Consider the following 23,110-nt stretch of genomic DNA (forward strand, 5'->3'; position numbering starts at 1 on the left):
GGTTGAACGACGATGGCAGAGCCAGACGCAGCCGCAGGTCAACCGAAGAAATCCGGCTTCCTGATGACGATCATCGGCGTGGTCGTGCTGACCCTCCTCGGCGCCGGCGGCGGCTGGGCGGTCGGCACGATCGTCGCGCCCAACATCAAGGGTGCCAAGGAAGCCGAACTGGCCAAGGAGACCGAGGCCAAGAAAAAGGCCGAAGAAGGCCTGGCGCGCATCTCGACCGAAGAGAACAACGTCGTCCAGCTCGAGCCGATCACCTCGAACCTCGCTTACCCCTCGGAGAACTGGGTGCGACTCGAAGTCGCGCTGCTGTTCAACGGGCCGCCGGATGTCAAGATTTCCGAGGATATTCACCAGGATATCCTCGCCTATATCAGAACCGTTTCCCTTCAGCAGATCGAGGGGCCGCGGGGCTTTCAATATCTCAAGGATGACCTGCAGGAACGTGTTGACCTTCGCTCGAAAGGGCGGGTATCGAAGGTCATGTTCAGGACATTTGTCATCGAATGATTCGATTCATAGTTTTCCTTGCCGCCATGATGGTGGTGCCGGAACTGGCGGTGGCGCAGCAGCTGCCGACTGATTTGTTGAACGTGCCGGTCGACGGCTCCGTCGCCGCCTGGATCATCCGCACGTTCGGCCTGTTGACCGTCCTTTCGGTCGCGCCGGGCATCCTCATTATGGTGACGAGCTTCCCGCGCTTCATCATTGCCTTTTCGATCCTGCGTTCCGGGATGGGCCTCTCCTCGACGCCTTCCAACATGATCCTTCTGTCGCTGTCGCTGTTCATGACCTTCTATGTCATGTCGCCGACTTTCGACCAGGCCTGGCAGAACGGCGTGCAGCCGCTGCTTGCCAACCAGATCAACGAGACCGAAGCCGTTCAGCGGATTGCCGAACCGTTCCGCACCTTCATGACGGCCAATACTCGCGACAAGGATCTGGCGCTCTTCGTCGATCTTGCGCGCGAACGCGGCCAGAATATTCAGACGACCGATCCGGTCGACTATCGCGTGCTGATCCCGGCCTTCATGATTTCCGAGATTCGCCGCGGCTTCGAGATCGGCTTTCTCGTCGTGTTGCCGTTCCTCGTCATCGATCTGATCGTCGCCACCATCACCATGGCGATGGGCATGATGATGCTGCCGCCGACTTCGATCTCGCTGCCTTTCAAGATTCTCTTCTTCGTGCTGATCGACGGCTGGAACCTGCTCGTCGGCAGCCTGGTGCGCTCGTTCAGCTGACCGGTTGCCGTCCATTTTCATCGCGAATAGAAAAACCCGCCGGATCGCTCCGGCGGGTTTTTCGTGCGGATTGAAAAGTCTCACTCGGCAGCGAAGGGCGCCGTGCGCGGCGGCAACGCCGGAATGTCCAGGTGATCGGGTGCAAGGCCCTGCTTGGCGCGCTCGGCCATGATTTCATAGGCCTGCTCGAGATGATGGCAGAAGCGCTCGGCGTCGAAGAGCGGCGCGATGTAACGCTTCTCCTTCAAATGCGCCTTGTATTCGGCGATCCGCTCCGGGTTCTGCGCCAGTTCGACGGCAAGGTCCTCATAGGCCTGCAGGTCGGCTGCGACGAGATCAGGTAGGTCGATAGCCCTGAGCAGGCTCTCGCTGACGCGTGAAGCGAAGTTGGTGCCCTTGACGGTCAAGACAGGCAGGCCGCCCCAAAGCTGCTCGGAGGTGGTCGTATGGCCGTTGACCGGGAAGGTGTCGATGCCGAGGTCGGCCGCCTGCTGGCGGCTGATATGGTCTTCGTAGGGTGCGCGCGGGCAGAAGATGATCCGCTTGGCGGAGATGCCCGCCGTCTGGAATTGCTTCAGGAGGTTCGCCTGGTTGCGCGGTGTATTCGCCATCAGCCACAGTACGCTGTTCGGCGCCCGCTTGAGAATCCGGCACCAACTGTCGATCGTCTCCGGCGTGATCTTACGGTTGCCGTTGAAGGAGGCGAAGATGAAAGCTTCTTCCGGCAGGCCAAGCTGCTCACGCGTGACCGGACGCGGCTTCGGGCGATGCATTGGATCGTTCGGCTGGTAGCTCTCCGGAAGCCGGCAGAATTTCTCATGATAGAACGGCTTTGCCATGTCGGGCAGCACCGAATGGTCGCCGATGACATAGTCGAGGTCGATATTGACGGTGCTGCCCGGAAAACCCAGCCAGCCAACATGCACCGGTGCGAGCGGCAGGTTGAAGGCCGTCGCGCGGCTGCCTGACGTATGGCCCTTCAGGTCGACCATGATGTCGATATTATGCTCACGCACCGCCTCCAGCATTGCCTGATCGGAGAAGCCGTGAACGTCCACGATCCTGCCCCAGCGGCTGCGGTCGGTATCGTTGTGCTTCAGGAATTCCGGGCCTGTATGGCAGAATAGCGTGACCTCGAAACGGTCTTTGTCATGCAGTTCCAGGATGCGCTGCAAGAGCTTCATCGTTGCGTGGCGATCCCAGAAGTCGGATGACATGTAACCGATCCGGATCTTGTCAGACCATTTGTGCGGCTGGTTACGGCGGAAGGCCACCCGTTCCTGGTTGAGGGGCGTGGTGCCGATCGTCGCATGCTGATTGTGTTCCTCGTTCCCGCACCAGTGCAGATGATAGAACGGATTGTCCTTGCGCAGGATTTCGATATCGCCTTTCGCAAGGGCCTCGTCGATCATGCCTTGATGCTTGCTGGCTTCTTCGAACTCATTGAATTCGCGGAGGAAAACAAGATGGAGGAAACGGAACGCGACGTTGCCGGGAAAGCGCTTGAAGAGGCTGCGCGCGAGCTTCTGGTTCGTTGGGTCATGGAGATCGTCGCCGAGCAGCAGGGCTGCCAGGCGGACGTGGTCGGGATTCATGCTCTCCGCCAGCACGGTCTTGAACGGGCTGATGATATCCCGCTGCTGGCGTTTCAGATAGATCGCGGTGATGATGAATGCGAGTTCCGCATCTTCCTGCGCCTTGGTCAGGTTGCGCATGGCGATCAGCAGCGCCTCATCCTCGTTGCCGGTCTCGTAGTAGAGCTTGGCCGCCTGCTTCAGATATTCGTAGGAATTCGGTCCTTCGCAGTTGCCGGCTAGGCCATAGGCTTTCGCGGCATCGGCTTTGAAGCCGAGCTGCACGAGGTTCTTGGCCAGCAGCGCATAGGTCTTGGCATCCTGCTGGATATCCATCAATTGGTTGAGCGTCGCCAGGGACTGTGTGTAGCGGCCCATCTGGTAATCCTTGGATGCCGCAGAGAACGAAACTTTGCTGTTCAAAACCCAACTCCGTGAAGGAAATGTTCTGGCGTGGCTGCCGATTGCCGACGCGCGCACGGGCCGTCCTCCCCGAAAATGGGGGATCGGTCCGATAATGCTATCCCGGCATCTGCCACACTCGCATTCGAAGCTTGCTTGAAACCGGTGGCGCGGTGAGCGCCCGCTCGTCCTGGAGGCTTCGCTTGTCCCAGAAAAGCGCCTACTCTTGCCGGTAAAGGTTGCTTTTCAGCAGCCATTAACTACGCCTTGTGAGGAGCCATTAACTATGCCGTGTGAGGGCAGGTAGAGCACCCGTATTTTTAAGAAGTTGGCAAGCATTGGCTGCGAGATTGCCCTGGACATGACGGGTTTGGGCCAAAACAAACAGGCGCCGAGTAGCATGAAGCTGGTCCGTCATCGCCGGTATTACAGTCCGGTATGTCCTCCTTTTTGTATCTAGTTTTCCAGGGGACAGACTTATGACAAGCATTAACACGAATTCTTCCGCACAGGCCGCTCTCCAGACGCTGCGTAGCGTCAACCAGGGCCTCAACCAGACGCAGAACCACGTTTCCTCCGGTTACCGCGTTGAAAAGGCCTCCGACAACGCTGCTTACTGGTCGATCGCAACGACCATGCGTTCGGACAACAAGGCTCTCTCGGCCGTTTCCGACGCTCTCGGCGTAGGCGCTGCGAAGGTCGACACCGCTTACACTGCCATGGACAGCGCCATCGATGTCGTCGGCGAGATCAAGGCCAAGCTCGTTGCTGCAACGGAAAGCGGTGTTGACAAGGCCAAGGTCCAGGAAGAAATCGGCCAGCTGCAGCAGCAGCTCCTGAGCATCGCTCAGTCGGCTTCCTTCAACGGGGAAAACTGGGTTGCCGGTGCTGCCGGCACCAAGAGCGTCGTTTCCTCTTTCGTCCGCGACGGCTCCAACGCCGTTTCGATCAAGACGACCGACTATGTTCTCTCGAGCGGCTCTTTGGGCAACGTCCTGTTCGGCATGAGCGGCGGCTCGGTCGAAACCTCCACCGGTATCCTCGGCACTTCGACGGGCGCGACCGGCTCGATCTACGCGATGAGCATCACCAACTTCACCGCCGGCCAGATCCAGACGGCTCTGACCAACGTTGAATCGGCTCTGAAGGCCATGACCAGCGCCGGCGCTGCTCTTGGCTCGCTCTCCAAGCGTATCGACGCCCAGGACGACTTCGTCAACGCGCTCAGCGACTCGATCGACTCCGGTGTCGGCCGTCTCGTCGACGCGAACATGGAAGAAGAATCCTCCAAGCTCAGCGCCCTGCAGACCCAGCAGCAGCTGGCAATCCAGTCGCTGTCGATCGCGAACTCCTCTTCGCAGAACATCCTGTCGCTCTTCCGCTAAGAGCGGCCGGCACAAGGTTTCCAAGTTTCGCGGCCGGGTCATCCCCGGCCGCGAAATGTTTTAAAATAAGGTTAATAAAAATCTCCCTAAGTATCAGATATTTTTAAGAAATTTTGATTTCAAATTTAGCTTTCCTTAACCATCTTGCTGTTTTCTAGGCCCATCGAAACGGCGAGTTAACCCTAACAGAGATGGTTAACAGGCATGATGCTGATCGCTGTGGGCCGGCCAAAATCCGGAATGTCCCTTTTTAAAATCTGCCAACAAGGGGCAAGCAAACTATGACGAGCATCAACACCAATAACGCTGCAATGGCAGCCCTCCAGACTCTCCGTGGCATCAACCAGGGCCTCCAGGAAACCCAGGCGCACGTTTCGTCCGGCTATCGCGTCGGCAAGGCTTCCGACAACGCTGCTTACTGGTCGATCGCAACGACCATGCGTTCGGACAACAAGGCTCTCTCGGCCGTTTCCGACGCTCTCGGCCTCGGCGCCGCCAAGGTCGACACCGCTTACGCCGCCATGGACAGCGCCATCGATGTCGTCGGCAACATCAAGGCCAAGCTCGTTGCTGCAACGGAAAACGGCGTCGACAAGGCCAAGGTTCAGGAAGAAATCAGCCAGCTGCAGCAGCAGCTCCTGAGCATCGCTCAGTCGGCCTCCTTCTCAGGCGAAAACTGGGTTGCCGGCAGCAACGGCACCAAGAGCGTCGTTTCCACCTTCGTCCGCGACGCCTCGAATGCCGTTTCGGTCAAGATGACCGACTACGTCCTCTCGAACGGCTCCATGGGCAACGTCCTGTTCGGCATGAGCGGCGGCTCGGTCGAAACCTCCACCGGCATCCTCGGCACTTCGACGGGCGCGACCGGCTCGATCTACTCGATGAGCATCACCAACTTCACGCTCGGCCAGATCCAGACGGCTCTGACCAACGTGGAATCGGCTCTGAAGGCCATGACCAGCGCCGGCGCTGCTCTCGGCTCGGTCTCTACGCGCATCGGCCTGCAGGAAGACTTCGTCAATGCGCTCAGCGACTCGATCGACTCCGGTGTCGGCCGTCTCGTCGACGCCAACATGGAAGAAGAATCCTCCAAGCTCAGCGCCCTGCAGACCCAGCAGCAGCTGGCGATCCAGTCGCTGTCGATCGCGAACTCCTCTTCGCAGAACATCCTCACGCTGTTCCGCGGCTAATAGCCCGCGCAAACATCGGCCCGCCGGTCATCCGGTGGGCCTCCGGAATCAAGCCGCGCTTCGATGGAGCGCGGCTTTTTTATTTTCATTAACTATTGATTAACCATAATGCTGTTTTCTCGGGTCAACGAGACGGCGAGTTAACCAAATTTAAGAACCGGTTAACAGGCATGAGGCTGATCCCCGTTCCCGGTGGCTTTCCGGAATGTCCCTTTTCCCATCAGCCAACTAGGGGCAATCACTTTCATGTCCAGCATTTTGACCAACGTTGCGGCAATGGCCGCTCTTCAGACGCTCCGCGGCATCAACGGCAGCCTTGAAGATACACAGAATCACGTATCGTCGGGTTACCGCGTCGAAAAAGCAGCCGACAACGCCGCCTACTGGTCGATTGCGACGACCATGCGTTCGGACAACAAGGCTCTGTCGGCCGTGTCCGACGCGCTCGGTCTCGGCGCCGCCAAGGTCGATACCGCCTATTCCGCCATGGACAGCGCGATCGACGTCATCAGCGAGATCAAGTCGAAGATCGTGGCAGCGACCGAAAAGGGTGTCGACAAGACCAAGGTGCAGGAAGAGATCAAGCAGCTGCAGGCGCAGCTGATGAGTATCGCTCAGTCGGCCTCCTTCTCCGGCGAAAACTGGGTTGCAGGCAATTCCACGAAGAGCGTCGTTTCGACCTTCGTTCGTGACGGCAACGGCAATGTTTCAGTCAAGACCACGGATTACGTCCTGAGCTCGGGTTCGATGGGCAACGTCCTGTTCGGCATGACTTCGGTTGGAGCGATCGAGACGACCTCCGGCATTATTGGCACATCAAGCGGCACGATCGGTTCGATCTACACGATGGATATCACCAGCTTCGGCTCGACCGAAATCTCCATGGCTCTGACGGCGATTGAAGCCGGCCTGGAAGCAATGACCAAGGCGGCCTCGCAGCTCGGCTCGATTTCCACTCGCATCGACCTGCAGGAAAACTTCGTCGCTTCCCTCAGTGACTCCATCGACTCGGGCGTTGGCCGCCTCGTCGATGCCGATATGGAAGAGGAATCAAGCAAGTTGACGGCGCTGCAAACACAACAGCAGCTGGCCATCCAGTCGCTGTCGATCGCCAACTCCAGCGCTCAGAACATCCTCACGCTCTTCCGCAGCTAAGTCGGACACTGAAGCTGGACCGAATCTTGCGCCCTCGTCCGGGGGCAAACGAAAAGCCTCTCGAACCGCGCCCGAAAAGGCGCGGTTTTTCTTTTTATTACAATATGTTAGTTGGCGGTGGAATAGGCGCGGCACGTTCGGTCCTCCGCTCTTGCCGAACAGGTTGATATCGAGTTAACTTCGCTTTGAGTTGATTTGCTCTTTTGCGACAAGCCGGTGGAACCTGCCGGAGGCATGACGCCACTTCCGTCGCCGCCGGCAATCCGGCCTGCCCTTTCATCTTATTCCGAGACCCTGTCGATGACCGTTAAGATTACCAGCGCGGCCGCGGTGAATGCGCTTGCGGTGCTGCGCAGCATCAACAAAGAAGCCAGCCAGACCCAGCAGCAAGTTTCCTCGGGATATCGTATCGAAACGGCCGCCGACGATGCGTCTTACTGGTCGATCGCGACCGTCATGCGCTCGGACAGCACCAATCTCGGCACGATCGGAGATGCGCTCGGCCTCGGCGCCGCCAAGGTGGATGCGACCTATACGGCGATGAATTCAGCGATCGATCTCATCACCCAGATCCGCACCAAGCTGGTTTCGGCAAGAGAGCCCGGCACCGACAAGGATAAGATCAATGCCGAGATCAGCGAATATAAGCAGCAGTTGCAGACGGTCGTCGAATCGACATCGTTTGCGGGTGAAAATTGGCTGTTGAATGGTGATGCGGCCGCCCCGCCGACATGGTCTGTAATCTCCGGCTTCGTGCGCGCGCCGACCGGCGAGTATCAGGCCCAGAGCATCGATTTCCCCTCGTCGCAGACCATCCTCATCGACAAGAACAATGCCAGCGGCGGCCTGTTGACCAAACCGGTCGACGCCCAGGCAATCAACAACAGCGGGACGGGTCCCCGCAACTACTACCTGTTGAACGCCAATTCGACGACGCCGGCGACGGGTACGGAGATTGCGATCGGCAAGAACACGACCGACGCGCAGCTCGCCGACATGCTCGACGTGACCGACGCGCTGCTCTCCTCACTGACGACGACGGCCGCTTCCATCGGCGTGATGAAGGCGCGCATCGACGATCAGGTCGACTATACCGCCAACCTGTCCGATTCGATCGACAAGAGCGTCGGCGCGCTCGTCGATACCGACATGGATGAGGCTTCGATCCGCCAGAAGGCGATCGAAACACAGAAACAGATGGCCGTCGAAGCGATCTCGATCCTCAATACGGCGTCAAGCAAGATCCTCATTCTGCTGGAATAGGGGAGGGCGCGATTACGGATGGCGGCAGGGCCATTCATCCTCGCGCAAGTTTGACTTCCTAGTTTCCGGCATGAAGGCATCGTCCGAATCCGTGCCGGTGCAAGGTCAAGCCCTTGCCCGTTTCGAGAGGGCATGACGGCGCGCAAGGTCGTTTAGAGCGGGGCAGGCATGCTGCATGCCTCGCGAATGCTGGATGGTTTTATGAGCATTTCGCTTTCCCGGTATTTGAAGGATTTCGGCGAACCGGAATCGCCGGCGCCGATCATCGACGTGGATGATTTCGCCGGCAATGGTTTTCCTGAAATGCCGAGCGAACCGGCGATCGACGTCGAGGCGGAGCGCCGCGAGGCCTATGCGGAAGGCCATGCGGCGGCAACTGCGGAATTGACCGAGAAATACGAACTCGAGGCGCGGGCACTGGCAGAGGTCCATGCGCGTGAGCTCGAGGAACTGAAGCTTCGTTACGAAGTCGAGGCGGCGGCGGTTATTGCGTCCCGTATCCGCGATATTGCCGAAGAGGTCGCCGAACTGGTCAGCGCCGGCGCCGCAGCCGCCATCGCGCCTGTCATGACCGAAGCGCTCGCGGCCAAGGCTGCCGAAAACCTTGCCGCGCTGCTGCGCGACGCGATCCTCGAAGGCGCTGCCGGACCGATCGTCGTCAGGGGGCCGGTACGGCTTTTCGACAGGTTAAAGACCGAGCTCGGCGACCATGCCGGAGCGGTTCGCCACATTGAGACCGACGATATCGATCTTGCCGTCGAAATCGGCGAATCCGTCATCGTCACCCGTATGTCCGCCTGGGCGGCCAGCTTGAAGAAAGTTCTCGAATGAGTGAAGGCGAAAACCACCACCACGGCAAGAACGAGATCATCATCGTCAAGAGACATGGCGGCGGCGATCACGATGGCGCCCATGGCGGTGCGTGGAAAATTGCCTATGCCGACTTCATGACGGCGATGATGGCGTTCTTCCTGGTCATGTGGCTGGTCAATGCCGCCAACGAGGAGACCAAGGCTGCGGTCGCGACCTATTTCAACCCGATCAAGCTTGCCGACGAAAAGCCGACCGAGAAGGGCCTGAAGAAGCCCGTCAAAAATGACGAGGGCGAGGAGAAGCAGGAAAAGTCGAAGCAGAAGGAAGAAAATCCGACCGAGGGCAAGTCAGCTGCGGACGGTGACGACCAGACCTCGACCTCAGGCGACCATACCAATTATTCTGAAGCCGATTTCTTCGAAAATCCCTATTCGGTTCTCGCCGAGATCGCGCAGGAAGTCGGCCAACAGGCCAATGTCAGCGCCAAGGGCGATGGCGGCGCGGCTGATTCCGGCCCCGCTACGGGCGCCGATGGCGGCGAAGCCTATCGCGACCCCTTCGATCCGGATTTCTGGACGAAGCAGGTCGAGGTCACGACGGCCGGCAAGTCACAGCCTCCCGGCAAGAGCGATGAGCAGCCGAGCGAGACAACCGAGATCGCAAAGGCCGAGATTGTGAAGCCCGAGGACGTGAAGCCGGTGACGCCGGCCGACCAGAAAGCGGCCAAGGACGCCAAGGGCGCGGCCGAAGCAGGGGATGGCAAGGCGGTTGGCAAGACGCCCGACGACAAGAAGGCCGACGCGCAAAAGGACGCCGATCATCAGAAGGACGCGGACAAGAGCGCGGCAAAGACGGAAGAGCAGCAGAAGGAAGCGGAGCAGCAGGAAGAAGCAAAGCAGCTCCAGCAGCAGATCGCCCAGCAGATCGGCGGGGTTGCCGGCAAACTCGCAGAAGGTTTGACCGTGACGGCGGCCGAAGGCGGCCTTCTCGTCAGCATCTCTGACCAGAACGACGACTCGATGTTCAACATCGGTTCCGCGGTTCCGCGCCAGGAAATGGTGCTCGCCATGGGCAAGATCGGCGAGATACTGAAGGATAGGGGCGGGGCTGTGGCCATCCGCGGCCACACGGACGGGCGCCAATATAAAGGGACGCAGAACGAGAACTGGCGGCTTTCGATGGATCGCGCCCAGAGCGCCTATTACATGCTGGTGCGCGGCGGGCTCGACGAGAAGCGCATATCCCAGGTCTCCGGCTTCGCCGATCGCCGGCTGAAGGTGACGACCGATCCGTTCGACGCGGCCAACCGCCGGATCGAGATTCTGGTGCAGGCGGATTAAGGATAGTCGGATGGCGCGTCGTCAGCATCGCTACCTCGGATTTGTGGCTCTCGGCCTGGCTATATTCTCGCCGGCCGCAGGCAATGCCGAGGATCCGGACGACCTTGCGCCGTACAAGATGCTGCGGTCGCTTCAATTCGTTCAGGATTCCGTGGCCGCCGGCGACCATTCGGCCGGCGAGATGCAGCGTTTCATGCTGGGCACGATCGATCAGCGGCTGCGCACCGTCGATCCCTCGGTCTTCGACGACGATCGCAATGTCGATGCCGCATTGATCTACGCGATGAGCGGCGGCAATCCCCAGACGCTCGAATATCTGATCGCCCACGACGTCAACGGCTATTTCGACAACCGTGTTACCGATGTGCTGCGCAAATATCTGAGCGGCAAGGGCCTTCTCGTCGCAAAGACGCTGGAGGAGACGGCAGGCGAGTATCGCGACAAGAAGATCGGCCCCTATCTTGCGCTGATCGGCGGCAACGTGCTGATCGCGACGAAACCGACGGACGCACTGGATCTTTACGACCAGGCGCGTCTCGCCGCGCCGGGTACGATCGTCGAGGAGGCGGCGTTGCGCCGCTCCGTCGCAATCTGCCTCGACAAGGGTATGCTCGACAGGGGGCTCGCCTATTCGCAGCGTTATATCAGGCGCTTCCTGCATTCGCCCTATGCCGGCCAGTTCGCCGATCTCTTCGTCAAGCTCGTCGTCGATCATGACCATGATGTGAAGCCGCAGGATGTTATCGACATTCTGTCCTTCATGGATGCTCCGCGCCAGCGCGAGGTCTATCTGCGCATCGCGCGCGCCGCCGCAATATCAGGCAAGCCGGAGCTGGCGCGCATGGCGGTGGAACGCGTGCAATCGCTCGGCGCCGGCACCGACAATGCCTTCGGCCCGCTTGCCGATTTCTACGGCGGCATGGCCGGCTTGCCGACCGACGACATCGATCGGGCGGCGAAAAATGTCAGCGGTATCGACGGCAATGCGCTTTCGCCGCGGGATCAGGCGCTTCAGGAGGCGGCGAGATCCGTCGCCGAGCAGATCCTGCGCGCTCCCGATCCGGCAAGCCTGACGCAAGCATCCAACCCTAATGATGATCATCAAGAAATCACTTCTGAAAAGGCTGCGGCTCTAGCCACGCAACCGGGAGCGCCAAGCGCACATCCCGAGCCTGTTCCAGGAGGTGTGGCATCGACTGGCCAGAGCCAGGATACCGACCCCTCATTCAACGCATTTGTGACGACCAGTCGATCCAGACTCGACCAGATCGACAGTCTTCTGGCGCAGGAAGGCAATTAAAATGATGGATATGAGCGTCTCGGGCGGTGCCCCAGGTACGGAGGCGGCTGCGGCTGCGAAGTCTTCGCGCCAGGCCGGAAAGGCTGACGCCGCCGACCAGAAGAACGGATTCTCCGATGTGCTTGCCAAGGCGAACGGCGGTTCGGCCAACGACCAGGCCGATGAGACACAGCCGGACCAGGGCGTGGTTGCCGAAGGCGCGGCCGAAAAGGCGGCGCGGGCGATCCGCGGCCGCAGCGGCGCAAAGCCATTGATCGATCTCAGCGATGCCGCGCTGAAGGCGCAGGCTGACGCAGAACCGGAAACGATCACCGATCTGGCCAATGTCGGAAAGGTTGCGGCCAAGCTCGCCAAGAACCAGACGAAAATGCCCGCCGATCTGGCCTTCGGCAAGCTCAATCCGAACGACGGTGCTGCAGCCGAGGTCGCGCAGGCAACCAAGGGCGTGAAGCATGCCAAGGCCGACGCACTGGAAGCGGATACGGATAAAGATAGCAGCGGGGATGACGACGGCGGCATTTCCGATGTCCTCGGCCTGTTGAAGCAGGACCCTGCCGAAAGTGCCGTGGCTTTGCCCGGCGCAGTCGTCGCGCATCAGGCGTCCGCAAAGGCCGATGAAGCGGTAACAGGCGACAAGAAGATCGACCGCGCCGACGCCAAGCTTGGCGGCCATGCGTCCGACGCGCTGGCGGCCGTCAGCAGCGCCGAGAGCAGCAAGGCGGACGACGTCGGGCTTGCCGGAGCGGAAAATGCCGACGCCGCCGATGGCAGGACGTTCAGGATCAGCCGCGCCGATGGCCGCGGCGTATCGATGGATATGCATATCGGCGCGGATCAAGCCGGACCGAAGGATGGCTCCAAGAAGGCTGATCTCGAAAATGTTTCGGTCCTCGAATCACGCCGCTATATCGGTCTGGCGCAGAACTCGAATTCCGCCGCCGTCACGGCGGCCCTTTCCGGCGATTCCGAATGGGCCCGCGCCATGCAACCGAGCTCGGCGCTCTCCAACGCGGCGGAATGGACGAGCACCGGCAAGGTGGTCAATACGCTGAAGATCCAGATGAACCCGATCGATCTCGGTCTGGTGACGGCGACCATGCGCCTGTCCGGCGATGCGCTGAACGTCGATCTCAAGGTCGAGACGGGCGCGGCTTATCGTCAGTTGAAGGAAGATCACGGCAAGATTCTCGAAGCTCTGCGCAGCCAGGGTTACACGATCGAGAATGTCACCGTCAGCATGGCGCCGGTCGAGCGTGCCGATGCCGGCAATCAGGCAGGCAGCCAGGGCCAGGGCTCCCAGCAGTCGCTTGCCCAGCAGGGGCAGGGCGGCGAGGCGCGCGAGCGCCACTATCAGACGGCGCAGCGGACGGACGGAGGCTTCAATGGCGCAGGCGAGACCGGGATTGAAGAGGTTTCTGCTGGCCGGCCTGGCAGCGGCAGCGCTGGCGGCGTTTACCTCTGAGGCGTCGGCCTCCACGGGTGCCTGCGAACGCGAGATCCAGTCGGCAGCGGCCAAATACGGCATCCCGGAGGGCATCCTCTATTCGGTCGGTCTGACGGAGACCGGCCGCAAGGGGTCGCTCTATCCTTACGCCATGAATGTTGAAGGCAAGGCGATCTTTCCCCCCTCCGAGCAGGACGCCATGAAGCAGTTCGATGTCGCCCGCAGAAGCGGGGCGAAGCTCATCGACATCGGCTGCATGCAGATCAACCACTATTATCACGGCGGGAATTTCGGCTCCGCCGAGGATATGTTCGACCCCCATCGCAACGTGGAATACGCAGCAAAATTCCTCCGCAACCTGCATGATCGTCACGAAACATGGACGATGGCGGTAGCCAGATACCATGCCGGGCCGAACAATGACCCTGCCCAGAAGCGATATGTCTGCCGCGTCATCTCCAATCTGGTCGCTACCGGCTATGGCAAGTGGACTCCCAATGCGAGTAACTTCTGCCAGAATTAATTCAATCAAAAATTGAAGATGGGTATTGTGACGAAACTGTGTCACAATATGGCAGGAATCCGGCACGAATCCCGTGCGCAAGTCATAATTAAGAGAGCGTTAACTTTTCCACGAAATTTTTGTGTGCATAAATATGGGCGCCTACTAGATATAGATCAAATCGCCACCCGGATCTTAATCAATTATTAATTTCTGCCATTAACTTTAACGAGTTGTCGCCGATTCGCGCGATTCGTACCCATAGATCATCGAAGTGCCACACTGATTCGGAGGCGGACGAATGATCGTAGTGGTTGATGAGCGTGAGCTCGTGAAAGATGGATACACATCTCTGTTTGGCCGTGAGGGCATTCCCTCCACCGGCTTTGATCCAGCGGAATTCGGCGAGTGGGTGCAGACCGCCGCGGATTCCGACATTGCAGCCGTCGAGGCTTTCCTGATCGGCCAGGGCCAGCGCAATCTGGAACTGCCCCGGGCGATCCGGGATCGGTCGATGGCGCCGGTGATCGCGGTCAGCGATCAGCCCTCGCTGGAAAACACCCTTGCGCTTTTCGATTGCGGCGTCGACGACGTGGTGCGCAAGCCGGTTCACCCCCGCGAAATTCTCGCAAGGGCGGCGGCCATTCGCCGCCGGTTGAAGGCGATCACCAACTACACCGATATCGGTGCGATCCGCGTCTTTTCGGACGGCCGTGATCCCGAGATCAACGGCGAGGTCTTCGCGCTTCCCCGGCGCGAGCGCCGCATCCTCGAATATTTGATCGCCAACCGCGGTCGCCGGGTTACCAAGACCCAGATCTTCAACGCCATCTACGGCATCTTCGATGAAGAGGTCGAGGAGAACGTCGTCGAAAGCCACATCTCGAAGCTGCGCAAGAAGCTGCGCAAGAAGCTCGGCGTCGACCCGGTCGATTCCAAGCGCTTCCTTGGTTACTGCATTGATTGGGCTTGATTTTTTCAGCCGGACGGAAGCGCCCGGCTGAACCTGGATATTTGGCCTCGCTGTCCGCATCACAGACAGCTTCACGCAAGGCCCGCCAAATACTCTTGAGCTTAACAGGTAAAACGAGGTTTTCAGATGAGCATTTTCGGCAGCATGAAGACGGCAGTATCGGGGATGAACGCGCAGGCGAACCGCCTCAGCACCGTCGCCGACAATATCGCCAACGTGAACACCACCGGCTACAAGGCCGTGTCGACGAGCTTCTCGTCGCTCGTTCTGCCTTCCTCGGGCGGCAACTACAATTCTGGCGGCGTTCAGACCTCTGTCCGCCAGGCCGTCTCCGATCAGGGTGACATTTCCTACACAACGTCGACCACCGACCTCGCCATTTCGGGCGACGGCTTCTTCATCGTCCAGGGTCCTGACGGCACGCCGGTCCTGACCCGCGCCGGCGACTTCCAGAAGGACGACGAAGGCAACCTCGTTAACGCAGCCGGCTTCCAGCTGATGGGCTATTCATACAATTCCGGCTCCCCCGCAGTCGTCGTCAACGGCTTCGACGGCCTCGTTCCCGTCAACGTCAGCCAGGATGGCCTGACCGCCATCGCCTCGACCTCGGGTGTCTTCAAGGGCAATCTCGATTCCAACGCCAATATCCCGGTCGCGCCTGCGACAGTCCCGAGCGCCAACCTTGCCACCACCACGGCCGATACCAAGAAGGTCTCGATGGTCGCCTATGACCGTCTCGGCAATAAAGTGATGTACGACTTCTATTTCACGAAAACCTCGGTCGCGGCAGCGCCGCCGCCGGCCCCTCCCGCGACTGCGGCCACCTGGGAAGTCGCGATGTTCCGCAACGCCAACGCGGCGGTTGGCGGCACTACATCCTTCCCTTACAGCGCGGGTGGCGCAGTCGGAACCGGATCGCTCACTTTCGATGCGAACGGCAAGATGACATCGAGCGGCGCCGTCACGATCACCGATGGCGTGACCGGCCAGACGATCGCCATGAATTTCTCCGGCTTGACGCAACTCGGCGCCGACTTCTCCGGCACCGGCACGCCGAACGGCCAGGCGGCGACCCCCGTCAAGGATGTGACGATCGACGGCGACGGCATCGTCTACGCCAAGTACGAGGATGGCAGCACCAAGCCGCTTTACCGTATCCCGCTCGCCAACGTCGCAAGCCCCGACAAGCTGACGCTGATGAGCGGCAACGTCTACAGCGCCAACGGTCAGTCCGGCGTTACCGTTACCGGCTTCCCGCAGACCAACGGCCTCGGCACGATCAAATCGGGTGCTCTGGAAGGTTCGAACGTCGACCTCGCCGGCGAACTCACCGAGATGATCGAATCGCAGCGCAGCTATACCGCCAATTCCAAGGTCTTCCAGACGGGTTCCGACATCATGGACGTACTCGTCAACCTCAAGAGATAAGTAAGGTAACGGGTAAGCCATGTCGCTCACGTCCGCACTTAATACCGCACAGAACATATTCAACAATACCGGCACGCAGAGCAGTGTCGTATCGAACAATATATCGAATGCGGGCAACAAGGATTACGTGCGCCGGCAGGCGATGCTCACCACGTCCCTGAACGGGGCGCAGGTCGTCCAGATCAACCGGGCACAGGAAGATGCCCTGTTGCGCCAGTATCTGAAGACGTCTTCTCAGGACAGCGCCCAGCAGGCCTTGCTGGGCGGTCTCGAGGACCTGAAATCGATCATGGGCGGCAACGACTACGAAACGTCGCCGTCCACCTATCTCGGCGTTTTCCAGGAGAAGCTTCAGGCTTTCAGAACCTCGCCTGGCAGCACGGTCGCCGCTCAGGGCGCTATCACCGCAGCCCAGGACGTCGCTACCTCGCTCAACAACGCGTCGAAATCCGTGCAGGACGTTCGCGCCACCGCCGACAAGCAGATCGGCACCGCGGTCGATAAGCTGAATACGCTGCTGAGCGAGTTCGAGAAGGCCAACAATGCGGTGAAGACCGCCACGGCTTCCGGCGCGGATGCATCCGGCGCGCTCGACGAACGTGAGAAGGTCCTCAAGCAGATTTCGCAGATCGTCGGCGTCAGCGCGACGACGCGCGACAATAACGACATGGTGCTGAGCACGCCTGATGGGACGATCCTCTTCGAGACGATCCCGCGCAAGGTGACGTTCAAATCCCAGGATGTCTATACCGCCACGACCGTCGGCAATTCCGTCTATATCGACGGTGTCGCACTGCCGCTCGGCAAAGGCTCGACGACGACGGGGCAGGGGAGCCTCCAGTCGCTCCTGCAGATCCGCGATGAGATCGCTCCCAATTTCCAGAAGCAGCTCGACGAAGTCGCCCGCGGCCTGGTCTCGCTCTTCAAGGAGCAGAACACCGCAGTTGGCCCGGCCTATGTTCCCGGCCTCTTTACCTGGAGCGGCGGCACCGTGGACACCGGCGGCACGGCCGTCGCCGGCATGGCGGCGAGCATCACCGTCAGCACCCGCGTGATCACCTCGCAGGGCGGCGATCCGATGCGCCTGCGTGACGGCGGTGTCAACGCCACCGGCCTCGTCAAAAATACAACTGGCGTCAGCGGCTACACAACTGAACTTGATCGCCTATATACCGCGATGAGTTCCGACATCGATTTCGACCCGGCAGCGGGAGCGCCGGTCGGTTTCGACGCTACCACGGGTATCGATTCGAACGTCAGTATCCTGGAATACGCCACGAATTCCCTGGGCTGGCTCGAGCAGTACCGCAGCAACGCCACGACGGCGGCGGAAAATACATCGGCGGCGTTGTCGCGCTCCGATGAAGCTTATTCCAACGAGACGGGCGTCAATCTCGACGAAGAACTGACGCTGCTTCTCGACATCGAGCAGTCTTACAAGGCGGCGACCAAGATCCTGAACGCCGTTGACGAAATGCTGAAATCGTTGCTGGATATTGCGAGTTAAGCCATGAAGAGCTCATTTATTTCAAGTTCGGCCATTCAGAATGCGATGCGACTGACGATCCGTCAGGCGCAGAACCAGATGACAAAGGCGACGATGGAAGCAACGACCGGAGTCTATGCGGATATCGGTGTCTCGCTCGGCGGCAATGCCGCCAGGAGCGTGGATTTCAGCCGCGAGGTCGACAGGATAGACTCGATCAAATCGAGCAATTCGCTTGTGACCGCGCGCATGGAATCCTCGCAGCTCGGCCTTTCCAAGATGAAGGACGTCGGCGACGGTCTCGTTTCGAAGCTGACGGCGCTCCAGGGCAGCCACGATCCCGGCAGCATCACGGTCGCCATCCAGTCAGCGACCAGCGCCCTGTCCACGATGATGGACACGTCCAATACCATGGTGAACGGCGAATATCTGTTCTCGGGCATCAACACCGACGTGCAGCCGCTGACCGACAAGACGACTGCGACGAGCGCAGCCATCGTTACGGCGTTGAACACTTATGCGACGGGTCTTGGCAAACCGGTCAACCAACTGACCGGCGCCGAAATGGACACCTTCATCACCACTCAGGTCGAGCCGATGTTCAGCGAGACCGCCTGGACAGACCCGACGACCGGCTGGTCGCAGGCATCGAGCCAGAACATGACGAGCCGCATCAGCAACTCGGAAGTGATCGAATCCTCGACCAACGCGAATTCCGAAGGCATGCGCTACTTCGCGCTTGCCTCGGTCGTGACCTCGGCGCTGCTGGGCCAGAACCTGAGCACCGATGCGATGAGCACGGTTTCGAAGAAGGCAATCAGCTATACGACGAAGGCGACCTCGGGCCTCGTGACCCAGGCAAGCCAGCTCGGCCTTTCCCAGGAACGCGTCAAGAAGTCCAACGATGCGCTCGACGCTCAGTCGAACATCATCAAGAACAAGCTCGTGGATCTGCAGGGCGTCGATCCATACGAAGCCTCGACCCTCGTCAAGACTTTGGAAACGCAGCTTGAAACCGCCTACACTATCGTTTCGAAGATCCAGCAGTTGAGTCTAGTAAACTACCTTTGATGAGCAAAGGCGCGCGATATCAAGAAGGATGCATGAATGTATCAGTTCTCATATGCCGAAGTCATGCAGGACTCGGTGGCCGACGCGAAAGAGCGGGAATGGCAGGTCCTCGACCGCTCCATTGAACTGCTGTCGGTGGCGCGCGACAAGGAAAAATATGGACGGGAAGCCATTGAAGCCCTGTTTTACACGAGACGGGTGTGGATCAGCTTCATTGAGGATCTGAAACATCCCGACAACCAGCTGGAGATCGAGCTCAGGGCCAACCTCATCTCGATCGCGATCTGGATCTTGAAGGAATGCGACAGGATCAGAAAACGTCTGTCTAATAACTACCAGGGCATTATCGACGTTACCACCATCATCAGGGATGGACTTAAATGAAAAGTACACTTCGCATTTCTCTGAAAGCCGGGGAAAGAATCTTCATCAACGGCGCCGTCCTGCGCGTTGACCGCAAGGTCGCGCTGGAATTCCTGAATGATGTGACGTTCCTTCTCGAAAACCACGTTCTCCAGCCGGAAGGCGCCACGACGCCGCTGCGCCAGCTCTATTTCATCGCGCAGATGATCCTCATCAATCCCGAGGGCAAGGACCATTCGACGGCGATGTTCCGCAAGTCGATCACCATGCTGCTCGCCTGCTTCAAGAATGAGGAGATCCTTGCCGAGCTGAAGCGCATCGACGCGCTCGTCTCGACCGGCCGTGCCTTCGATGCGTTGAAGGCCATTCGTGGCCTCTACGCCATCGAAGACAATATCCTCAACAACCACGAAATGCCGCCGACCATGGTCGAGCAGATTCGCAGGGAGATCGCACCATGGCGGTAGATGCAACGTCGAGCGTAACCAGCTCGACCTCGACGAGCACGTCGAGTGCGACCAAAAAAGCGACAATGAACTACGACAACTTTCTTCAGCTGCTGATCGCGCAGATGAAGAACCAGGATCCGACCGATCCGATGGACGCCAGCGAACAGGTGGCACAGCTTGCGACCTTCTCGCAGGTCGAGCAGACGATCCAGACCAATACCAAGCTGGACACGCTTCTGGCGAGCTCGAGCCTCACCCAGGCCAGCAGCTATGTCGGCAAGTACATGGAAAGCGCCGACGGCACCGTCAAGGGCGTCATCGATTCCGTCAAGGTTTATTCCGACGGCATCATTGCGACGACCACGGATGGCGGTAAGATACTCGTGCAGGCGGGAATCACTGTTGCCGACGAGGCTCCGAGCAGCTCCTGATGCGACAGGCGCCGACGCGCCTGTTGATGCCAACCAACGCGGCCCGGCAATGGCGGGGCCGCCTCAAGGCGATATGAGGTTGCCTTCGGATGAATGAAGCTGATGCATTGGATCTGTTCCAAGCGGCGATCTGGACCGTGCTGATTGCCTCCGGTCCGGCGGTCCTCGCCGCGATGGTGGTGGGTCTCGTCATTGCCTTGATCCAGGCGCTGACCCAGGTGCAGGAAGCGACGCTGACCTTCGTGCCGAAGATTGTCGCCGTGCTGGTCGTGGTCGGCATCACAGCCCCCTTCGTCGGCTCGCAGATCTCCATTTTCACCAATCTCGTCTTCTCGCGCATCCAGTCCGGCTTCTGAGCCCACCTTCGCGCAAGCTTCGCCATTTAATTCTCGATCCGAATTGGGCGGACCTCGTGTCCGCCTCCTCTCATGAAGAGACGGAATCGTCATGGCGCAACCACCTGCACTCCCCCTTCCGAAAGTCGCCCCGAGCCTGCGCGATATCGGTTTTGCCCTCGGCATCATCGGCATCATCTGCATTCTCTTCCTGCCGATTCCGCCGTTCCTGATCGATATGGGGCTGGCCTTCTCAATCGCCTTCTCGGTGCTGATCCTGATGGTCGCGCTGTGGATCCAGAAGCCGCTCGATTTCTCGTCCTTTCCGACCATTCTGCTGATCGCGACGATGACCCGGCTGGCGCTGAACATCGCGACGACCCGTGTCATCCTGTCCCACGGCAATGAAGGCCACGATGCGGCGGGCGGCGTCATCGCCGGCTTCGCAAGCCTCGTCATGTCCGGCGACTTCGTCATCGGTCTGATCGTCTTCCTGATCCTCATCACCATCAACTTCATTGTCATCACCAAGGGCGCCACGCGTATCGCCGAAGTCGGCGCGCGTTTCACTCTCGATGCCATCCCCGGCAAGCAGATGTCGATCGATGCCGATCTTTCGGCCGGCATCATCGATGAGAAAGAAGCCCAGCGCCGGCGCAGGGAGCTCGAAGAGGAAAGTTCCTTCTTCGGCGCGATGGACGGTGCGTCGAAGTTCGTGCGCGGCGATGCCGTCGCCGGCCTCATCATCACCGCCATCAACGTCTTCGGCGGCATCATCATCGGCTATTTCCGCCACGGCATGCCGATCGGCGAAGCGGCCGACGTCTTCGTCAAGCTCTCCGTCGGTGACGGCCTCGTCTCGCAGATGCCGGCCCTCATCGTTTCGCTCGCAGCCGGCCTTCTCGTTTCGCGCGGCGGCACCACCGGCTCCACCGACCAGGCGGTCGTCAACCAGTTGAGCGGTTATCCCCGCGCGCTTTCCGTCTCGGCCGTGCTGATGTTCGTCCTCGCCCTGATGCCGGGCCTGCCCTTTGTCCCCTTCGTGATCCTCGGCAGCCTTCTCGCCTTCGGCGCCTGGTTCATTCCGCGTCAGGTCGAAGCTGAAAACAAGCTTCGCCGCGAACAGGAGGAAAAGAAGGTCGTCCAGACCAAGGAGCTGGAGAAGGACTCGGTCAAGTCGGTGCTGCGTACCTCGGAGATCGAGCTCGCGCTCGGCAAGATGGTGTCGACCCGCCTGCTCGGCGCTCATCAGGAGCTCGCCTTCCGCGTCGGCAAGATGCGCAAGAAGTTCGCCACGCAATACGGCTTCGTCGTGCCGGAGATCAAGGTGACGGACGATATCGCCATCGCCGAGAAGTCCTACCAGATCCGCATCCACGGTACGACGGTGGCCTCGAACCTGCTGCGTGTCGGCGAAGTCCTCGTCGTCACCGGCGCCGGCCGCCGGCCGAGCATTCCGGGCGACGAAATCCGCGAACCCGCGTTCGGCATGCCGGCCGTCTCGATCCTCGAAAACTTCGCCGACGATCTGAAACGCGAGGGCTTCCAGCCGATCGACAACGTGTCTGTCGTGCTGACGCATATGAGCGAGGTCATCCGCAACAACCTGCCGCAGCTTCTGTCCTACAAGGACGTCAAGGTGCTGATCGATCGGCTCGATCCCGAATACAAGAAGCTTGCCGACGAAATCTGCTCGTCGCACATGTCCTATTCCGGCCTGCAGGCGGTACTGAAGCTGCTGCTTGCCGAACGCGTCTCGATCCGCAACCTGCATCTCATCCTCGAAGCGGTGGCAGAACTCGCCCCGCATGTCAGGAAGACCGAGCAGATCGTCGAGCACGTTCGCATCCGCATGGCTCAGCAGCTCTGCGGGGATCTCGCCGACAACGGCGTGCTGCGCGTGCTGAGACTCGGCAGCAAATGGGATCTCGCTTTCCATCAGGCGCTGAAGCGCGACGCCAAGGGCGAAGTGATCGAATTCGACATCGATCCTCGCAGCCTCGAAGAGTTCAGTGAGCAGGCCACCAAAGTTATCCGTGAGTTCATGGATCGCGGCCTGCCATTCGCACTTGTCACGTCGCCGGAAACACGCTCCTATGTGCGCATGATCATCGAACGGCTGTTCGCTACGCTGCCGGTCCTGTCGCATGTCGAACTGGCCAAGGGCATCGAGATAAAGATTTTGGGCTCTATTTCATGATAACAGACCCGCAAGGGACCGTTCTCGCGCTGTTTCTGGTTTTCTGCCGGATCGGCGGCTGTGTCCTGGCTCTTCCGGGTTTTTCCTCGGCGCGCGTGCCCGAACAGCTGCGCGTCTTCATCGCAGGCGCGCTTTCGATCGCCGTCATGCCGCTTCTCTGGGACACGATCTATCCCGCAGTCCACACAGGGGCGGGGACCTATATCGGCCTGATCTTCAGCGAAACGCTGATCGGCGTCATGTACGGCATGCTGGCGAGGATCTACACGCTCGGCATGCAGTTCGCCGCCTCTATCCTCGCCATGATGGTCGGCTACACCCAGCCGGGTTCTGCCGACGTCATCGAAGACACGCCGGAGACCAGCCTTTCGGCCTTTGTCACCTTTGCCGGCATGATGATTCTCTTCATCATGGATTTTCATCACATCGTCTTCCGTGCGCTGATCGATTCCTACACGACCATGCCTTTCGGCGGACTGGTGCAGATGCGCTCGACGTTGATCTCCTTCACCGATACGCTGGAACAGACGACCTACATCATGCTGCGGCTGGCTAGCCCCTTCCTGATCTACGGCCTGATCTTCAACGTCTCGATCGGCTTCATCAACAAGCTGGCGCCGCAGATCCCGGTCTACTTCATTTCAACACCGTACCTGCTGCTCGGCGGGCTCTTCCTGATTTATTTCTCGATTGCGGCGCTGGTCAGCCAGTTCGGCCAGTCCTTCGATTCGATCTATATCGGGCGATGAGGCGGGC

22 protein-coding genes are annotated in these 23,110 nt (G+C 59.7%); 21 read left to right on the forward strand and 1 reads right to left on the reverse strand.

Annotated features, from left to right (window positions below):
- Positions 1-12: 12 nt before the first annotated feature.
- Both ATY78_RS00760 and fliP read left to right on the forward strand, forming a co-directional pair.
- A complete protein-coding gene (locus ATY78_RS00760) occupies positions 13-516 on the forward strand; it encodes a flagellar basal body-associated FliL family protein (RefSeq protein ID WP_088680441.1) in 504 nt (167 codons plus the stop codon).
- Positions 513-1,250, forward strand: coding sequence for a flagellar type III secretion system pore protein FliP (gene fliP, locus ATY78_RS00765; RefSeq protein WP_088680442.1), 738 nt, complete (start codon positions 513-515; stop codon positions 1,248-1,250). The genes ATY78_RS00760 and fliP overlap by 4 nt, the downstream gene beginning before the upstream one ends.
- An 80-nt stretch (positions 1,251-1,330) precedes the next feature.
- Here fliP and ATY78_RS00770 read toward each other — a convergent pair whose 3' ends face one another.
- The gene (locus ATY78_RS00770) at positions 1,331-3,304 is read right to left on the reverse strand and encodes a glycosyltransferase family 41 protein (protein ID WP_190237360.1); all 1,974 of its coding nucleotides are present in this window, start codon (positions 3,302-3,304) and stop codon (positions 1,331-1,333) included.
- A gap of 401 nt (positions 3,305-3,705) precedes the next feature.
- Between ATY78_RS00770 and ATY78_RS00775 the strand changes: the two genes are divergently transcribed.
- The 19 genes from ATY78_RS00775 to fliR all read left to right on the forward strand — a co-directional run bounded on the left by ATY78_RS00775 (position 3,706) and on the right by fliR (position 23,103).
- On the forward strand, positions 3,706-4,611 hold the full coding sequence (locus ATY78_RS00775) for a flagellin (RefSeq protein WP_088680444.1): 906 nt from the start codon (positions 3,706-3,708) through the stop codon (positions 4,609-4,611).
- 281 nt (positions 4,612-4,892) lie between these two features.
- Complete coding sequence (locus ATY78_RS00780) at positions 4,893-5,801, forward strand: flagellin (RefSeq protein ID WP_088680445.1); 909 nt, start codon at positions 4,893-4,895, stop codon at positions 5,799-5,801.
- A 246-nt stretch (positions 5,802-6,047) separates the two neighbouring features.
- Positions 6,048-6,956, forward strand: a complete 909-nt coding sequence (locus ATY78_RS00785; protein ID WP_088680446.1) for a flagellin — start codon at positions 6,048-6,050, stop codon at positions 6,954-6,956.
- Positions 6,957-7,256: 300 nt separating this feature from the next.
- Positions 7,257-8,219, forward strand: coding sequence for a flagellin (locus ATY78_RS00790; RefSeq protein WP_088680820.1), 963 nt, complete (start codon positions 7,257-7,259; stop codon positions 8,217-8,219).
- A gap of 201 nt (positions 8,220-8,420) precedes the next feature.
- On the forward strand, positions 8,421-9,050 hold the full coding sequence (locus ATY78_RS00795; protein WP_088680821.1) for a hypothetical protein: 630 nt from the start codon (positions 8,421-8,423) through the stop codon (positions 9,048-9,050).
- Positions 9,047-10,372, forward strand: coding sequence for a MotB family protein (locus tag ATY78_RS00800; RefSeq protein ID WP_088680447.1), 1,326 nt, complete (start codon positions 9,047-9,049; stop codon positions 10,370-10,372). Before ATY78_RS00795 ends, ATY78_RS00800 begins: the two co-directional genes overlap by 4 nt.
- 10 nt (positions 10,373-10,382) lie before the next feature.
- Positions 10,383-11,672, forward strand: coding sequence for a chemotaxis protein MotC (gene motC / locus ATY78_RS00805; RefSeq protein ID WP_088680448.1), 1,290 nt, complete (start codon positions 10,383-10,385; stop codon positions 11,670-11,672).
- 1 nt (position 11,673) lies between these two features.
- Positions 11,674-13,134: a flagellar hook-length control protein FliK gene (locus ATY78_RS00810; protein ID WP_088680449.1), complete on the forward strand. Its 1,461-nt coding sequence runs from the start codon at positions 11,674-11,676 to the stop codon at positions 13,132-13,134.
- Complete coding sequence (locus ATY78_RS00815) at positions 13,076-13,639, forward strand: lytic transglycosylase domain-containing protein (RefSeq protein ID WP_088680450.1); 564 nt, start codon at positions 13,076-13,078, stop codon at positions 13,637-13,639. Before ATY78_RS00810 ends, ATY78_RS00815 begins: the two co-directional genes overlap by 59 nt.
- 280 nt (positions 13,640-13,919) lie before the next feature.
- Positions 13,920-14,591, forward strand: coding sequence for a winged helix-turn-helix domain-containing protein (locus ATY78_RS00820; RefSeq protein ID WP_088680451.1), 672 nt, complete (start codon positions 13,920-13,922; stop codon positions 14,589-14,591).
- A 126-nt stretch (positions 14,592-14,717) separates the two neighbouring features.
- Positions 14,718-16,019, forward strand: a complete 1,302-nt coding sequence (locus ATY78_RS00825) for a flagellar hook protein FlgE (protein ID WP_088680452.1) — start codon at positions 14,718-14,720, stop codon at positions 16,017-16,019.
- A 19-nt stretch (positions 16,020-16,038) separates the two neighbouring features.
- On the forward strand, positions 16,039-17,526 hold the full coding sequence (gene flgK, locus ATY78_RS00830) for a flagellar hook-associated protein FlgK (RefSeq protein WP_088680453.1): 1,488 nt from the start codon (positions 16,039-16,041) through the stop codon (positions 17,524-17,526).
- 3 nt (positions 17,527-17,529) lie between these two features.
- Entirely contained in the window at positions 17,530-18,576 is a 1,047-nt protein-coding gene (locus ATY78_RS00835) for a flagellar hook-associated family protein (protein ID WP_088680454.1), read from the forward strand.
- 36 nt (positions 18,577-18,612) lie between these two features.
- Positions 18,613-18,960 carry a flagellar biosynthesis regulator FlaF gene (gene flaF, locus ATY78_RS00840; RefSeq protein WP_088680455.1) on the forward strand — a complete coding sequence of 116 codons (348 nt, stop codon included), beginning with the start codon at positions 18,613-18,615 and terminating at the stop codon, positions 18,958-18,960.
- A complete protein-coding gene (gene flbT, locus ATY78_RS00845) occupies positions 18,957-19,406 on the forward strand; it encodes a flagellar biosynthesis repressor FlbT (RefSeq protein WP_085736226.1) in 450 nt (149 codons plus the stop codon). Before flaF ends, flbT begins: the two co-directional genes overlap by 4 nt.
- Complete coding sequence (flgD, locus tag ATY78_RS00850) at positions 19,397-19,819, forward strand: flagellar hook assembly protein FlgD (protein WP_088680456.1); 423 nt, start codon at positions 19,397-19,399, stop codon at positions 19,817-19,819. The genes flbT and flgD overlap by 10 nt, the downstream gene beginning before the upstream one ends.
- Positions 19,820-19,908: 89 nt before the next feature.
- Positions 19,909-20,175 carry a flagellar biosynthesis protein FliQ gene (gene fliQ, locus ATY78_RS00855; RefSeq protein ID WP_011424049.1) on the forward strand — a complete coding sequence of 89 codons (267 nt, stop codon included), beginning with the start codon at positions 19,909-19,911 and terminating at the stop codon, positions 20,173-20,175.
- 91 nt (positions 20,176-20,266) lie between these two features.
- Positions 20,267-22,354 (forward strand): flagellar biosynthesis protein FlhA, encoded by a 2,088-nt coding sequence (flhA, locus tag ATY78_RS00860; protein WP_088680457.1) that lies wholly within the window; start codon positions 20,267-20,269, stop codon positions 22,352-22,354.
- Entirely contained in the window at positions 22,351-23,103 is a 753-nt protein-coding gene (gene fliR / locus ATY78_RS00865; RefSeq protein WP_088680458.1) for a flagellar biosynthetic protein FliR, read from the forward strand. The genes flhA and fliR overlap by 4 nt, the downstream gene beginning before the upstream one ends.
- Positions 23,104-23,110: the final 7 nt, after the last annotated feature.

Source organism: Rhizobium sp. R635 (genome assembly GCF_002211285.1).
GTDB lineage: Bacteria > Pseudomonadota > Alphaproteobacteria > Rhizobiales > Rhizobiaceae > Rhizobium.

Excerpts from the sequence above, each read along its gene's own strand:
- ATY78_RS00760 (WP_088680441.1), top strand. The coding sequence starts at position 13 with ATGGCAGAGCCAGACGCAGCCGCAGGTCAACCGAAGAAATCCGGCTTC.
- fliP (WP_088680442.1), top strand. The coding sequence starts at position 513 with ATGATTCGATTCATAGTTTTCCTTGCCGCCATGATGGTGGTGCCGGAA.
- ATY78_RS00775 (WP_088680444.1), top strand. The coding sequence starts at position 3,706 with ATGACAAGCATTAACACGAATTCTTCCGCACAGGCCGCTCTCCAGACG.
- ATY78_RS00780 (WP_088680445.1), top strand. The coding sequence starts at position 4,893 with ATGACGAGCATCAACACCAATAACGCTGCAATGGCAGCCCTCCAGACT.
- ATY78_RS00785 (WP_088680446.1), top strand. The coding sequence starts at position 6,048 with ATGTCCAGCATTTTGACCAACGTTGCGGCAATGGCCGCTCTTCAGACG.
- ATY78_RS00790 (WP_088680820.1), top strand. The coding sequence starts at position 7,257 with ATGACCGTTAAGATTACCAGCGCGGCCGCGGTGAATGCGCTTGCGGTG.
- ATY78_RS00795 (WP_088680821.1), top strand. The coding sequence starts at position 8,421 with ATGAGCATTTCGCTTTCCCGGTATTTGAAGGATTTCGGCGAACCGGAA.
- ATY78_RS00800 (WP_088680447.1), top strand. The coding sequence starts at position 9,047 with ATGAGTGAAGGCGAAAACCACCACCACGGCAAGAACGAGATCATCATC.
- motC (WP_088680448.1), top strand. The coding sequence starts at position 10,383 with ATGGCGCGTCGTCAGCATCGCTACCTCGGATTTGTGGCTCTCGGCCTG.
- ATY78_RS00810 (WP_088680449.1), top strand. The coding sequence starts at position 11,674 with ATGATGGATATGAGCGTCTCGGGCGGTGCCCCAGGTACGGAGGCGGCT.
- ATY78_RS00820 (WP_088680451.1), top strand. The coding sequence starts at position 13,920 with ATGATCGTAGTGGTTGATGAGCGTGAGCTCGTGAAAGATGGATACACA.
- ATY78_RS00825 (WP_088680452.1), top strand. The coding sequence starts at position 14,718 with ATGAGCATTTTCGGCAGCATGAAGACGGCAGTATCGGGGATGAACGCG.
- flgK (WP_088680453.1), top strand. The coding sequence starts at position 16,039 with ATGTCGCTCACGTCCGCACTTAATACCGCACAGAACATATTCAACAAT.
- ATY78_RS00835 (WP_088680454.1), top strand. The coding sequence starts at position 17,530 with ATGAAGAGCTCATTTATTTCAAGTTCGGCCATTCAGAATGCGATGCGA.
- flaF (WP_088680455.1), top strand. The coding sequence starts at position 18,613 with ATGTATCAGTTCTCATATGCCGAAGTCATGCAGGACTCGGTGGCCGAC.
- flbT (WP_085736226.1), top strand. The coding sequence starts at position 18,957 with ATGAAAAGTACACTTCGCATTTCTCTGAAAGCCGGGGAAAGAATCTTC.
- flgD (WP_088680456.1), top strand. The coding sequence starts at position 19,397 with ATGGCGGTAGATGCAACGTCGAGCGTAACCAGCTCGACCTCGACGAGC.
- fliQ (WP_011424049.1), top strand. The coding sequence starts at position 19,909 with ATGAATGAAGCTGATGCATTGGATCTGTTCCAAGCGGCGATCTGGACC.
- flhA (WP_088680457.1), top strand. The coding sequence starts at position 20,267 with ATGGCGCAACCACCTGCACTCCCCCTTCCGAAAGTCGCCCCGAGCCTG.
- fliR (WP_088680458.1), top strand. The coding sequence starts at position 22,351 with ATGATAACAGACCCGCAAGGGACCGTTCTCGCGCTGTTTCTGGTTTTC.